Here is a 15,148-nt window from a genome sequence, read left to right on the forward strand (position 1 = left end):
CGGTCTTTTTATAATATTATACCACTATTAAATAATTTTTTAAATTATTATGTAATAATATGTAATAATTAGAAATAATTTTTCACTTAATTTTCTAATTTGCTATAATGTACTTAGGTGATTTTATGAAAAAATTAGCAATTATTTCCGAATATAATCCATTTCACAATGGTCACAATTTTATACAAAAAAAAGCAAAAGAAATAACCAAAGCTAACCTTGTTATAGCAATAATGAGTGGAGATTTTGTACAAAGAGGTGAGCCTTCTTTGATAGATAAATATAAAAGAGCAGATTCTGCTATGATTTCTGCTGATTTAATTATTGAAATGCCTTCATTTATTTCATTACAATCTGCAAATTTATTTGCTAGAAAAAATATTGAAATATTAAATAAATTGAAAATTGATTACCTTGCTTTTGGTATAGAAAATATTAGCGAGGAAGATTTTTTTAAATCAGTTGAAAACATCCTGAATAATAATGAGAATATAGATAAAAAAACAAAATATTTTTTGGATAAGGGCCTATCATTTTCCAAGGCATCCTATGAGGCTTCAAAAACATATGCCCTTAATGAAGATTTTTTTTCTGCCAATAATATTTTAGCTCTTGAATATATTAGGGCTATAAAAAACTCTAATTCGAAAATAAAGGCCATTCCAATTAAAAGAATTAAGTCAATGAATAAAGATAAAAATTTAGATAAGAAAACATTCGCATCATCTACTGCTATTAGAAATAATATAAATAATTCGAATATAAAATCTTATCTTCCAGAATCATCTTTGGAAAATATAGAAAAATTTAAAAACCAATACAATAATTTCCCAGATATGGAAAAATTATATGAACTTTTTAGGTATAAAATATTAATTGAAAATATAAATATGAGCAATATTCTTTGCTATGAAGAAGGTATGGATAACTACTTAAAAAAATTAGCAGAAAAAAACTTTTTATATAATGATTTTATTAATGAAGCAAGTAGTTTAAGGTTTACAAAATCAAGAATAAAAAGACTTATGATAAATTACTTATTGGAAAATACTATAGATCTTAATAATATAGAAATTAATTTTATAAAAGTATTAGCTTTTAATGAAAAATCTACTCGATTTTTCAAAGACCAGGCTGTTTCAATTTTAATACAAAAAAAAGATGAAAAAAAATTAAAAGATAATGAAAAAATTATCTATGATCAAATGATAAAGGCATCTAACCTTTATTCTTTTTTAATAAATAGAAATATGAACAGCGATTTTACCCAAAAAATCACAATAAAAAATTCCTCTAATAAATAGAGGATTTTTTTATTTTTGATTTAGTATATGTTTTCTATTTTTTTCCAATGATTGAGCTAGTTGATTAAAATTATCGCATGATTTTGAGAATAATTGATCAACATATTGGTATGATTGTTGTTTGATACTATTTGCTTGTTGATTTGCTTCTTCTAAAATTCTTTGTGCTTCTTGTCTTGCCTCAGCTGTGATTTGGTGTTCAGAAATCATTCTTTGATATTGACTTTTAGCTTGTTCTTTGAAATTTTTTATCTCATTATTTGCATTATCAACCTTTGACCTAGCCTCATTTTCAGCTTCTTGCAAAATTCTATCTTTTTCATCATTAATCCATTGGGCATTTTTAATTTCTGTTGGTAAAGAATCTCTCATCTCCCTAATTATTTCAAAAATTTCATCAGGATCAACTGATACCTTTCTTGAAAATGGAACAGAACTAGCATTATCCATTATATCTTCAATTTCATCAATAAGTTCATTAATATTTGCCATTATTTTCCTCCTAGTTTATTTTTTTCATATATAGCTTTTTTTACATTTTTTGATACAAATTTAGATACATCTCCACTAAAACTAGCTAGCTCTCTTATTCCACTCGAACTTATAAACGAGAATTTTGGGTCAGAAAGTAAAAATATTGTTTCTAATCCTGGATAAAGGTTGGCATTAAACTGAGCAATATTAATCTCATACTCGTAATCAGTAACAGCCCTTATTCCCCTAACTATTGTCTTAGAATTTTCTTTTTTTGCAAAATCAACCAACAAACCTTCAAATGTTTTTACTTTCACATTTTTTAGTTTATTTTCTTTAATTTCTTCTTCTATTAATTGTTTTCTCTCTTTAATTGGAAAAAGAGAGTGCTTGGCTTCATTTATCAATATAGCAACGACTACCTCGTCGAACATTTGGTCAAGTCTCTTTATTATATCTAAATGTCCGATTGTTATCGGATCGAAGCTACCTGGATATATCACTTTCATAGCAATAAACTTTTACGATCTTCCTTCCATATTTTTTTTCTTTAATTAATTGTAAATTTTCTATGTAAGAAAAATCAATATTCCTATCTGATTCGCTTATTATTATACCATTATTATTTATTAAATGGTAGTCTAATAAAGTCTCAACGCTTATTTTCAAATAATCTTCCTTATAGGGAGGATCTAAGTATATGTAATCAAAAGTTTTGTTTTCCTTATGTAGAATTTCCAAAACTTTTCTAAAATCTCCCCTAATTACATAGGCATTTTTACAAGCAATTTTTTCTATATTTTCTTTTAGTATTTTATAATTTGAATTATTAAGTTCTCCAAAAACAACTTCCCTTGCACCATGTGATAAAAATTCTATGCCCATTTGACCAGTACAGGCAAACAAATCTAGGGCTGTAAAATCATTTTTGTAAGGATAAAGCATAGCTAAAACTGCCTCTTTAACCTTATTATCTGTTGGTCTTGAATTATTTGCCTTTGGAGATTTTAAATTAAATCCTTTATATTTTCCTGCAACTACTCTCATTAATTAAGTACTATCCTTTTATCTATATTAAAATATTTTTCCAAATAAGAAAAATTTACACCTTCAAATTTTATTTCTTTAAGGTAGGTAAAAATTTTAAAGCAAAGATCTATTTCATCTTCTTTTAAATTAAAATAATTAATTTCATCTAAGTTTCGCCCATGCTGAATTGTAGATAAAATTTTTCCAGCACCCCTTAATTTTAAGTCTTTTTTAGCAATCTCAAATCCATCATTAGAATTTTTAATTATATTTAATTTGCTTCTTTGATCTATCTTTTTACTTACTAAATAGCAAAAAGACTCATGTTCTCCTCTTCCAATTCTTCCTCTTAACTGGTGAAGGGATGATAAGCCAAAATTATTGGCATTATAAATTACCATACAATTAGCATTTGAAACATCTATCCCAACTTCAATTACAGTTGTAGAAATTAAAACATCAATTTTTCCATCAGAAAATTCTTTTAAAATATTTTCTTTCTCATCTGCCTTTAATTTCCCATGAAGTTTTTCAATTCTTTTATCTGTAAACTTAGTTTTATATCGTTTATATAAATTTTCTACAGAATTTTCATCTTCACTATTTATAGAATCACTAACTACATAAACTTGTCTACCTTGATTTAAAAAATTACTAATTTTTGAAAATAAAGAATCTTCCATTGACATAAGTACTAATTCAGTAATAACTTGGCCCCTGCCTTTTGGCAATTCCGTAATTTGTGATAGGCTAAGTAAATTTTTCATTTTTAAAAATAAGGTTCTTGGAATTGGAGTAGCAGTCATAGTAAGATAATTCGCCTTATTTCCCTTTTCATATAAAGCTTGTCTTTGCCTAACCCCAAACCTATGTTGCTCATCAGCAACTATTAACTTCAAATTTTTAAACTCAACATCATCAACAATTAAGGCATGGGTTCCAATTACAATATCAATTTGACCATTTTTAATTTTTTCTTTTACTGAATCTTTATTTTTAGTAGAAGAAGTTAACAATTCTACCCTTAGTCCAAAACTTTCAATCAAATTTTTGTTTTTTTCAAATTGTTGGATAGCCAAAACTTCTGTTGGAACCATCATACAGCTTTGATAAGAATTGAGTGAAAAAATAATCATAGCAATAAGGGCAATAATTGTCTTTCCACTGCCAACATCTCCACACAAAAGCCTATTCATAATATTAGAACTAGTACAATCATTTAAAATCTCAACAAGAGAATTATATTGACTTTTAGTAAGTTTAAAATCTAAGCTATTTAAAATTTTATCCAAATCAAATTTTAAATTTAAGTCTTGGTATGAATTTTCCTTTTGCATAACATAGATGAAAATCAATTCTTTTAAAAAATCAATAATTTTAATTTCAGATTTTGCTTTTTTTAACCTATCAAGACTAGTTGGAAAGTGTATTTCTTTTAAATTAGAAAGCTTATCAGAAAAACTAAATTTATCAAGAATATCTTTATCAAGTAATATTTCATTTTGATCAAAAAAATTTAAGGCTTGGTCAATAAAATCTGACAAATTTTTATTAGTAATAGATTTTGTAAGAGGATAAATTGGCACAATATTTCCAATTCTACCATCATCTATATCAGTAAATTCTGGATTATGACATTCATACTCATATCCATTTTTTACTATCTTTGTATAAAACTTATAACTTTGTCCTAATTTAAGTTTTCTTGGTGAAAATTTATCATTAAAAAATACTATCTTTATTCTTTTATCATTTTCACTTCCATAAAGATATGAAATAGAAAACTTCTTACTATAATTTGTATAGACTTTCGACTCTATCTTCCACTCAAAATAATGTTTATTTCCATCAAGACCATGGGATAAATCATATTTTTTTGACCTATCCTCATACTCTCTTGGATAATAATTATATAAATCTTCTACTTTATAAATAGATAATTTTTCTAAATATTCTTTCTTCTTTTTTCCTAAACCTTTAAGATCTAAAAGATCCATCTAAATTACTCCAAGGTAATTGTATAATAATATAAAGGTTGACCACCATAAATTAATTCAACATCACTATCTTTAAATTTCTTTTGAGCATATTTTTGAAGTTTTTTTGCTTCCTTATCTTCAACATCCTCTCCATAATAAATTGTAATCAAGGAAGTATCTTCATCAACAGCATTTTTTAAAGTTTCTTTGGCTGTTCTTTCAATTGTATTTTTGCTAGTTACAATTTTGTTATCAACAATTCCAATAAATTCATCTTTTTTAATTTCAACATTATTTACATTAGTATCCCTAACTGCAATAGTGACTTCCAAAACTCTTACATCCTCTATTGCATCATTGAAATTTTCCATATTTTCTTCCAATGATTCATCTTCATCAAAAGATAAAAGAGCAGAGAATGATTCTGGAATAGACCTAGTTTCAACAACCCTACATGTCCTATCAGACAAATCACAGGCTTGTTTTGCACTCATAATAATATTTTTATTATTTGGGAAAATTATAACATTTTCACTATCAACTTTTTCTATTGCCTTATATATATCCTCAGTAGAAGGATTCATTGTTTGACCACCAGATATAATCTTATCGACGTTCAAACTTTCAAATACCTTATCATATCCATCCCCTCTTGATACTGCTATAAAACCATATTTTTTAGAAGGTTTTCTATTAAGTTTTATGTCATTAAGAACTTCAGGATTAGTATTTTCAACATTCATAGATAAAACTTGTCCAAAATCAATTACAATATCCATTAGATCTTTTATATCATCGCAATCAAAAGAAAGTTTCAAAATTCCATTATCGAAATCTTCAGTTAATGATGTAGAAGATTGGTTGATTTTTTCAATTAAGTCATCCTTCTTATCTTCATCAACACTTATAGTTAAATCTACATTAAAATCTTTTGAAGGTAAATCCTCGATTTCAATTTCTGATAAGTCAGTTTCTATGCTTATTTCTCCATTTAATGCCTTAAGAGCACCTTCAAGTAAAAACATTAATCCTTGTCCACCAGAATCTACAACCTTAGCTTCTTTTAAAACAGGAAGTAAGTTTGGTGTATCAAGTAAAGCTTTATGGCCTGCCCCAATAATTTTATATAAATATTTATCTATATCTATATTATCCTCAAAAGAATTTTCAGCTTCCTCAGCCATAAGTCTAGATACAGTTAAAATTGTACCTTCTGTAGGTTTCATAACAGCCCTATAAGCTGTTTTGTTAGCTGTCACAAAAATATCCTTGATTACATTTGCATCAATTATATCCTTGCCCTTTAAAGCTTTAGACATGCCCCTACAAAGCTGAGATAAAATAACGCCAGAATTTCCTCTTGCTCCCATCAAGGTACCTTGACTCAAAGCCTTAGCAATATCATAACAAGATTCAGATTCAGTTTGTTTTACTTTTTCAACACCAGATTTCATAGTCATAGTCATATTAGTACCAGTATCTCCATCTGGAACTGGAAACACATTTAAACTATCAACGACGTCTCTTTTTTCATTAAGCAGTTCAAAAGCCTTAATAATAAGGCTTTTGAACTTATTACTATCGATTTTTTTCATTTTCCACCTAACTTCTAATTCCTTGAACTAAAATATTAACATTTGATACGCCAACATTAAGAGAATGTTCAACATTGTACTTAACATTTTCTATGATATTTTGACATACAACTGCAATTCTTACACCATAATTTAAAAATAATGATATATCAATACTTACACTTCCATCTATATTTCTAACAACTTTTACGCCCCTATTCATATTTTCTATGCCTAAAAGTTTATATAATCCATCTTTTGTGCTTCTGCTAGCAAGACCTACTACTCCATAGGATTCCATAACAGAAGATGCAGCAATATTTGCAATTACTGTTTCTGATATGCTAATTTTACCGTAATTGTTTTTATACTTAATTGCCATAAACTCCTCCATTTTATTTTGAATATATAAATTATTATACCATAAATAGGAAATTATTATAATTTTGTTGAGATTTTAATATTATAATCTTTTTATATTTTAAAATTTTGCACAAAAAAAGGATGAGCAAGCTCATCCTTTAATTTTTTTATATTAATTTATCTTATTTTCCAGCTAATCTCTTATATGTTTCGTATCTATCTTTAGCAGCTTTTTCAGCTTCTTGATATAATTGGTCAGCTGTTTCAGGGAATGATCTCTTAAGTGAAGAGTATCTTACTTCTCCTTGGATAAATTCTTGGAATGATTCCTTAGGTTCTCTTGAATCTAATTGGAATGGATTCTTTCCATCTTCAGCAAGTCTTGGGTCGAATCTCCATAAGTGCCAGTAACCAGCATCAACTGCTTGTTTTTCTCTAAATTGAGATTTACCCATACCAATTCTGATACCGTGGTTGATACATGGTGCATAGCAGATGATTAGAGATGGTCCATCATAAGATTCTGCTTCTTTCATAGCTTTAATTGTTTGGTTTTGATTAGCACCCATAGCAACTTGTGCTACGTAAACATATCCGTATGAAGTCATCATTAAACCAAGGTCTTTCTTTCTAACCTTTTTACCAGATGCAGCAAACTGTGCTACTGCTGATAATGGTGTAGCTTTAGATGATTGTCCACCTGTATTAGAGTAAACTTCTGTATCAAATACTAAGATATTGATGTTTTCTCCACTAGCAAGTACGTGATCTACTCCACCAAATCCGATATCATAGCTCCATCCGTCACCACCAAAGATCCAAACTGATTTTTTGATCATATAATCTTTTAGTGCATAAATTTTGTGTAATAAGTCTTTAGCTTTTTCATCGCTAACTGATTTAGCTTTTTCCTCAAGGTTAAGAATCTTAGCTGTTGCTTCTTTTGAAGCTTTAACATCTTCTTTTCCTTCTAACCAAGCTTTAAATGCTTCACTTAATTCTGAATCGCTTCCTAATTCATTAAATTCATTCATGTATGTTTCAAGAAGTAATTTATTTGAATCAGCAGCAAGTTTCATACCATATCCATATTCAGCAGCATCTTCAAATAATGAGTTACCCCAAGCTGGACCTTGTCCACAAGCATTTGTTGTGTATGGTGTTGCTGGTGATGATGCTCCCCAAATTGATGAACAACCTGTAGCATTAGCTATATACATTCTATCACCAAATAATTGAGTAACAAGTTTAGCGTATGGAGTTTCTCCACAACCTGCACAAGCACCTGAGAACTCAAGTAATGGTTGTTTAAATTGAGATCCTTTTAATGTCATTGGATCCATAACATCTTCTTTGTATCCAACTACATCATTTGCATAATCCCAATTATCTTTTTCTTTTTCAACTTCTTCTTCGAAAGGTTTCATTAGAAGAGCTTTCTTTGGAGCTGGACATACATCAGCACAGTTTCCACAACCTGTACAATCAAGTGGTGAAATTTGGATTCTGAAGTCATATCCATCCATTCCCTTACCAATTGCTTTCTTTGTTTCAAATCCTTCTGGTGCATTAGATTTTTCATCTTCTGTTACTAAGAATGGTCTAATTACAGCATGTGGACAAACATATGAACATTGGTTACATTGGATACAATTATCAATTTGCCATTCAGGTACGTTAAGAGCAATTCCTCTTTTTTCGTATTTTGTTGTACCTGGTTCAAAGTCTCCATTTGTGCTATCTTTGAAAGCTGAAACTGGAAGTTCATCTTCTTTTTGTTCAATCATTGGTCTAACAATGTTTTTAATGAAATCTGGAAGTTCTTTTTCTTCTTTAACTTCATCTTTTGCATCTTTCCATGATTCTGAAACATTAACTTTAACTACTGCATCAATTCCTTGATCTACAGCTTTGTAGTTCATGTTTACAATATCATCACCCTTGTGACCATAAGATTTAACAATAGAATCTTTTAAATATTTAACAGCTTCATCTATAGGAATTACATTTGCAAGATTGAAGAATGCTGATTGCATGATCATGTTTGTTCTTGATCCAAGTCCTATATTTTCTGCTATGTGTGATGCGTCTATAATGTTGAAATCAATATTGTGTTCAGCAATATATCTTTTCATTTTTGCTGGTAAATGTTCTTCAAGATCTTCTTCTGACCATGGGCAGTTTAGTAAGAATCTACCACCATCTTTTAGTCCATCTAATAAATCATATTGATTAACATATGCTGGTTTTGAACATGAAATAAAGTCAGCTTCATCTAATAGGTATGTTGATCTAATTGGATTTTTACCAAATCTTAAGTGAGATACAGTAAGTCCACCAGATTTTTTAGAATCGTAGTCAAAATAACCTTGAGCATACATGTCTGTATTATCACCGATAATTTTGATAGCTTGTTTATTAGCACCTACAGTTCCGTCTGATCCGAATCCCCAGAATTTACATCTACTTGTTCCTTCTTGTCTGATTCTTAAGTCAGTTCTTTCAAGTGATTTATTTGTAACATCATCATTGATTGATAATGTGAAATCATCTTTCATTTCACCAGCTAGATTATTGAATGCTGCTTCAATATCTGCAGGAATTGTATCTTTTGATGATAATCCATATCTACCACCTATGATTTGAGGTTTGTCTTCTACATCATAGTAAGCTGATTTAACATCTAATAATAATGGTTCTCCAATTGAACCTTTTTCTTTTGTTCTATCAAGTACAGCGATTTTCTTAACTGTTTTTGGTATAGCTTTTAATAAGTGTTCTTTTGAGAATGGTCTATAAAGGTGAACTTCTACCATACCAACTTTTTTACCATCTTCTACTAATTTATCAATTGCTTCTTCAGCTGCTTGACAAACAGAACCCATAGCTATGATGATTTCTTCTGCATCATCTGCACCATAATAATTGAATAAACCGTAATTTGTTCCGATCAATTCATTTATTTTGTTCATGTAGTTTTCTGTTATTCCAATAATATCAGTATAAGCTGGGTTTGATGCTTCCATTCTTTGGAAGAAGATATTCTTTTCAGAAGTACCTATTGTTTTTGGTCTTTCTGGATTTAATGATTCATTTTTGAATCTATCTACAGCTTCCATATCTACTAATGGAGCTAAATCATCGTAATCCCATACTTGGATTTTTTGAATTTCGTGACTTGTTCTAAAACCATCAAAGAAGTTACAGAAAGGAATTCTTCCTTCTATTGCTGCTAAGTGAGCAACTGGTGATAAGTCCATTACTTGTTGAACTGAACCTGAGCATAGCATAGCAAATCCTGTTTGTCTTGCTGCCATAACATCAGAGTGGTCACCATATATTGAAAGTGCGTGAGTTGCAAGTGTTCTTGCTGCAACATGGAATACACCTGGTAATCTTTCTCCAGCAATTTTATACATATTAGGGATCATTAATAATAATCCTTGACTTGCTGTGTATGTAGTAGTAAGTGCTCCCGCTGCAAGTGCTCCGTGAACTGCTCCTGCTGCACCAGCTTCTGATTGCATTTCTTTTACTTCAACTGGTCTACCGAAAATATTTTTTCTACCGTTTGCTGCCCAAACATCTACTGCTTCTGGCATTGGTGATGAAGGTGTTATTGGATAGATTGTTGCAACATCTGTAAACGCATATGATACGTGAGCTGCTGCTGTATTACCATCCATAGTCTTCATAGCTCTTTTAATTGTCATTTAAGACCTCCTAAAAATTATATGAATCAATTATCGTTAACACTATATAAAATTATAATCATTATATTGTATTTAGTCAAGCAAATATCAAATATTTTCACAAATTAATTATCATTGCTACTTTCCTTAAATAAATTTTCCGTCATAACTTTTGCTGCATTGTAGCCCATTGATTTTTCTCTTTGATTCATTGCAGCTACTTCTATAATCATAGCTAAATTCCTTCCAGCCCTTACTGGGATTAAAATTTTAGGAATTTCTACATTTAATATTTCTGTATAATGATCATCTAGCCCTAGCCTATCGTATTCGTAATCTTCTCTCCAGTGTTCAAGCTCAATTACCAAGTCAACATCTGTAGATACTTTTACTGATCCTGTTCCATAGAGTCTTCTTACATCTACTATTCCAAGACCTCTTATTTCTGTGTAGTGTCTTATATTTTCAGGAGCTTGACCTGCTACTTTATTATCATATGAAGCAAGTTCAACAACATCATCAGCTACAAGTCTGTGTCCTCTATTTACAAGGTCTAAGGCTGTTTCACTTTTACCTACTGAACTTTCTCCAAGTATTAGTACACCAACACCAAATACTTCTAATAATTCACCGTGCATTTGGGTTCTATCTGCAAAAATATATTCTAACTCTTCAGAAATTATAGATGTCAATTTTGTTGTAGGAAGTTTTGATCTTAAAATTGTTATATCATAATAGTCAGCAAGGTCTAATATGTCTTTTGGTAAACCAGCATTGTAAGAAAAAATTATTGCTGGCATTTTATAAGATAAAATCCCCCTAAATCTTTCATATTGCATCCTATTATCAAGACTTGTTAAATAAGTATATTCTACACTTCCAATTATTTGCAATCTTTTGTAAGGAAATTCTTCCAAATACCCTGTTAGCTGCAGCCCTGGTCTGTTAATATCAGGGCTTTGTATTATAACTTCATCATAATCTGTAGATTTATGGACTATTTCTAAAGCTAGTCTATCAACTACATCCTTTAATTTTACGCTTGTTGTTTTTCCCATTTTTTCCTCTTTAATTGTTTAATTTAAAATATTTTATTATTTCTAGAGCCTGGCTTTTACCTATTAATTCTACTTCCATAAGCTCTTCTAAACTTGCTTTTTTTATATTATTTATTGTTTTAAAATGTCTTAGTAAATTTTCCTTTTTTCTTTTTCCTATTCCATTTATATTGTCTAGCTCTGATTTTTTCATAGTTTGGCTCATTAATTTTCTATGGTAATTTATGGCAAACCTATGTGCTTCTTCTTGGATTTCATAAATTAGTTTATAAACTGGGTCACGTTTTTTTATAGGTATTTCTTCGTTTTCATAAATTATCGCCCTTGTTGTGTGTTTGTCATCTTTTACTAATCCTGCAACTTCGATGGAAAAGTTTAGGTCAGATAGTACTTTTTTGGCTGACTTTACCTGACCCTTACCCCCATCCATTAGGATTAGGTCTGGTAATTTCCCAAATCCTGTATAGGTATTATTGTTTTTGATTTCCTTTTTCGCTCTTTTAAATCTTCTTGTTAATACTTCTTCTAATGAATGATAATCATCAGGTCCTTCAATAGTTTTAATTTTAAATTTTCTATATTCTTTTCTTTCAGCTATTCCATTTTGAAATACAACCATTGATCCAACAGATTGGACTCCTGATGTGTTGGAAATATCATAAGCTTCTATTCTTCCTATAGATTTTAAATTTAAAATTTCTTTTAGACCATTTAGACCAGAATGTTTTTTTCTTTCTTTTTCTTCTATTCTTTTTTCGTATTTTCTCATCATATCGCTTGCATTTCTGAAAGCCATATCAACAAGTTCTTTTTTCTTACCTAATTTCGGGCAATTTATAGTTACTTTTCCACCCTTTTTATTTTCTATAAATGATTTTAAGGTATTTAGCTCTGAAGGCAATTTGTGAACCAAAATTTCTTTTGGTACATACATTAAATTAAGGTAGAATTGCTTCATAAATGATGCCATTATATCTGATTCTTTTTCCCTGTAGTCATCTTTTATTATAAAATGCTCCCTATCTACAATTTTTCCATCTCTCATAAAAAATACCTGCATAGTTACATAAAATAGGCCTTTAGACATAGCTATTATATCTATATCATCCCCATTTGTTGTAGTAACTTTTTGTTTTTGAGAAATGGTAGATAGGGCCATATGGTAGTCCCTATATTTTGCAGCATTTTCAAAATCTAATATTTGGCTTGCCTTGTTCATTTTTTCAATGACCAAGTTTGGTATTTCATTAGATTTGTTTTCTAGAAAATCTTTTACCTTTGCCATATTTTCCATGTATTTTTTCTCGTTTTCCCTACCAACACATGGACCCTTACACCTATGAATGTAATAGTTTAAACAGGGCCTTTCTAACTTTTGCCCCTTATCGAAATTTAAGTTACAGGTTCTAAATGGATAAAGATTATGAAATAATTCTATTACATCATTTACTGCATAGGCATCAGGATATGGACCAAAATAGTATCCCTTGTCTTTTTTTACATTTCTTACCTTTTGAATCCTAGGATATTTTTCTTTTGTAATTTTAATATAGGGATATTGCTTATCATCTCTTAAAACAATATTATATTTTGGTCTATTTTTTTTAATTAGGTTAGACTCTAATACCAAGGCTTCTACTTCATTTTCTACAATTATATATTCAAATTTATTTATATGACTTACCATAGCCAGTACTTTTCTTCCCTTGTTTTGGTTGTTATCAAAGTACTGACTTACTCTTTTTTTTAGATTAATTGCCTTTCCAACATAGATTATCTCATCTTGGCTATTTCTCATTATATAGACACCAGGTAAGTCTGGTAATTCTTTTAGTTTTTCTTTTATTTGATTATTCATCAAATTTCTTTACAACTTTCTATTAGATATTCAAGATCAGAACCTTCTAAGTATGGAGATAGGACTTCTTGACATTTTTTGTTATAGGCATTGATCCATTCTATTTCCCACTTATCAAGCATTGAAATATCGATTGGTCTTGTATCTAAAGGAACATAGGTTAGACACTCAAATTTCATAAATTTACCAAATTCATTTTCTATATCTTTTTTTACATAAACTTCACTTTCAATCCTAACCCCGTGCTTATCTTTTATATATAAACCAGGTTCTATTGAAGTTGTCATATTTTCTAAAAGTTCGACCTCATTAAATTGAGAAATATTATTTGGTCCTTCGTGAACTGTTAGGCAGAAACCTACACCGTGTCCTGTTCCATGGAAGAAGTCTTTTCCTGCCTTCCATAGTGGATATTTTGCAATAGCATCAAGTCTTTGACCCTTTGTTTTATCTTTAAATCTTGCACTCATCAAGGCAATGTGAGATTTTAATACAAGTGTATAATTTTCTTTTTCTTCTTCTGTAAGTTTTCCTAAAGCAACTGTTCTTGTTATATCTGTTGTTCCTTCTTTATAGTGAGCTCCAGAATCTACCAACAAAAGTGATCTTTCTTCTAAAGTTTTTGATGAAAGTGATGTTGGTTCATAGTGAACAATAGCTCCATTTTCTTTATATCCTGCTATTGTTTCAAAGGAATCTTCTATATATGATTCATTTTCACTTCTAATATCATGAAGTTTTTTACTTGCTATAAGTTCTGTTAGTGAGCCTGTGCTAGTTCCTACCTCAACCCAATTGAAAAATTTAACCAAATTAACCCCATCAATGATATATGCCTTTTTCTCATTTTCTAGTTCCACATCATTTTTAATAGCTTTCATTTGTGTAGAAATATTTATTCCACTTGTAATCCTAACGTTTGGATTTATTGAGTCAAAAATTGCAACATTAGTTCTTTCAGGGTCTATATAAATCCTATTTTTACCCTTAATATTTTTTAATAAAGTATAAATATAATCATAAGAATGAAGCTTTACCTTATTATCTTTTAAGTAATTTTTAACATCATCATCTAACTTATCTTGGTCTATGCAAAGATGGATTTCATCCATTGATACTAACAAATAAGAAAGTACAACCGGATTGTAGGCAACATCATTTCCCCTGATGTTTAATAAGTAGCAAATATCTTCTGGAGATCCAATAAAGTTATAATCACAATCTTTTTTCTTAAGTTCTTCTCTTAGTCTATTTATTTTTGATTCTAAACTTTCTCCCACATATTTAAGATCGTATACCCAAACTTTTTCCTTTGGAAGACTTGGCCTATCATCCCAAATTTGTGAAATATAATCTATATCATAAACCAAAGCACGAGAAGCCATGTTTTCACTTAAAGACTTATAATCTTTTACAGAATAACAGCTTCCATCAAAACCAATTTTTCCAAATTCCCCAACTTCTTCTAACAAGAACTCTTCCATAGTTGGATCTTCTTCAAAACCTTGTCTATAAAATTCAAATTCTGAAAATTTCAATTCATTTTCTGCTTGTAAAAAATATCTAGAATCAGTCCAAAGTCTTGCCTTATCTTTTGTAACTACACAAACTCCAGCAGAACCTGTAAAACCGGAAATAAATTCACGAGTTTTATAATAATCACTAATATATTCTGATTGGTGAGGATCAGAAGTATTTATTATATATGCATCAATTTTTCTATCAGCCATTAATTCTCTTAGCTTTTCTAGTTTTTGATCTATATTCATAATTTCTCCTTTATTTTTTATCTTTTAAACATTATACCATTGTTAGAA

Annotated in this window: 11 protein-coding genes; 1 reads left to right on the forward strand and 10 read right to left on the reverse strand. The window is 29.5% G+C overall.

The window, feature by feature from the left end; all coding sequences use genetic code 11:
* Positions 1 to 125 precede the first annotated feature (125 nt).
* Complete coding sequence (locus CJ192_RS02800) at positions 126 to 1,304, forward strand: nucleotidyltransferase family protein (RefSeq protein WP_102197686.1); 1,179 nt, start codon at positions 126 to 128, stop codon at positions 1,302 to 1,304.
* Positions 1,305 to 1,313: 9 nt separating this feature from the next.
* Here CJ192_RS02800 and CJ192_RS02805 read toward each other — a convergent pair whose 3' ends face one another.
* The 10 genes from CJ192_RS02805 to CJ192_RS02850 all read right to left on the reverse strand — a co-directional run bounded on the left by CJ192_RS02805 (position 1,314) and on the right by CJ192_RS02850 (position 15,100).
* The gene (locus CJ192_RS02805) at positions 1,314 to 1,796 is read right to left on the reverse strand and encodes an ATP synthase subunit B family protein (RefSeq protein WP_004816705.1); all 483 of its coding nucleotides are present in this window, start codon (positions 1,794 to 1,796) and stop codon (positions 1,314 to 1,316) included.
* Positions 1,796 to 2,287: a pantetheine-phosphate adenylyltransferase gene (coaD, locus tag CJ192_RS02810; RefSeq protein ID WP_004816816.1), complete on the reverse strand. Its 492-nt coding sequence runs from the start codon at positions 2,285 to 2,287 to the stop codon at positions 1,796 to 1,798. Before coaD ends, CJ192_RS02805 begins: the two co-directional genes overlap by 1 nt.
* Positions 2,265 to 2,825 (reverse strand): 16S rRNA (guanine(966)-N(2))-methyltransferase RsmD, encoded by a 561-nt coding sequence (gene rsmD / locus CJ192_RS02815; protein WP_004813159.1) that lies wholly within the window; start codon positions 2,823 to 2,825, stop codon positions 2,265 to 2,267. The genes coaD and rsmD overlap by 23 nt, the downstream gene beginning before the upstream one ends.
* Positions 2,825 to 4,804, reverse strand: coding sequence for an ATP-dependent DNA helicase RecG (locus tag CJ192_RS02820; protein WP_102197687.1), 1,980 nt, complete (start codon positions 4,802 to 4,804; stop codon positions 2,825 to 2,827). Before CJ192_RS02820 ends, rsmD begins: the two co-directional genes overlap by 1 nt.
* Positions 4,805 to 4,809: 5 nt before the next feature.
* Positions 4,810 to 6,381: a DAK2 domain-containing protein gene (locus CJ192_RS02825; protein ID WP_004816492.1), complete on the reverse strand. Its 1,572-nt coding sequence runs from the start codon at positions 6,379 to 6,381 to the stop codon at positions 4,810 to 4,812.
* 7 nt (positions 6,382 to 6,388) lie between these two features.
* Positions 6,389 to 6,742 carry an Asp23/Gls24 family envelope stress response protein gene (locus CJ192_RS02830; RefSeq protein ID WP_004816737.1) on the reverse strand — a complete coding sequence of 118 codons (354 nt, stop codon included), beginning with the start codon at positions 6,740 to 6,742 and terminating at the stop codon, positions 6,389 to 6,391.
* A gap of 163 nt (positions 6,743 to 6,905) precedes the next feature.
* Positions 6,906 to 10,436 (reverse strand): pyruvate:ferredoxin (flavodoxin) oxidoreductase, encoded by a 3,531-nt coding sequence (nifJ, locus tag CJ192_RS02835; RefSeq protein WP_102197688.1) that lies wholly within the window; start codon positions 10,434 to 10,436, stop codon positions 6,906 to 6,908.
* A gap of 104 nt (positions 10,437 to 10,540) precedes the next feature.
* Entirely contained in the window at positions 10,541 to 11,473 is a 933-nt protein-coding gene (gene hprK, locus CJ192_RS02840; protein ID WP_102197689.1) for an HPr(Ser) kinase/phosphatase, read from the reverse strand.
* 10 nt (positions 11,474 to 11,483) lie between these two features.
* Positions 11,484 to 13,331 carry an excinuclease ABC subunit UvrC gene (uvrC, locus tag CJ192_RS02845; RefSeq protein WP_102197690.1) on the reverse strand — a complete coding sequence of 616 codons (1,848 nt, stop codon included), beginning with the start codon at positions 13,329 to 13,331 and terminating at the stop codon, positions 11,484 to 11,486.
* Positions 13,331 to 15,100, reverse strand: a complete 1,770-nt coding sequence (locus CJ192_RS02850) for an aminopeptidase P family protein (protein ID WP_102197691.1) — start codon at positions 15,098 to 15,100, stop codon at positions 13,331 to 13,333. The genes uvrC and CJ192_RS02850 overlap by 1 nt, the downstream gene beginning before the upstream one ends.
* Positions 15,101 to 15,148 lie beyond the last annotated feature (48 nt).

Source organism: Anaerococcus hydrogenalis (assembly GCF_002871895.1).
Classification (GTDB): Bacteria; Bacillota; Clostridia; order Tissierellales; family Peptoniphilaceae; genus Anaerococcus; species Anaerococcus hydrogenalis.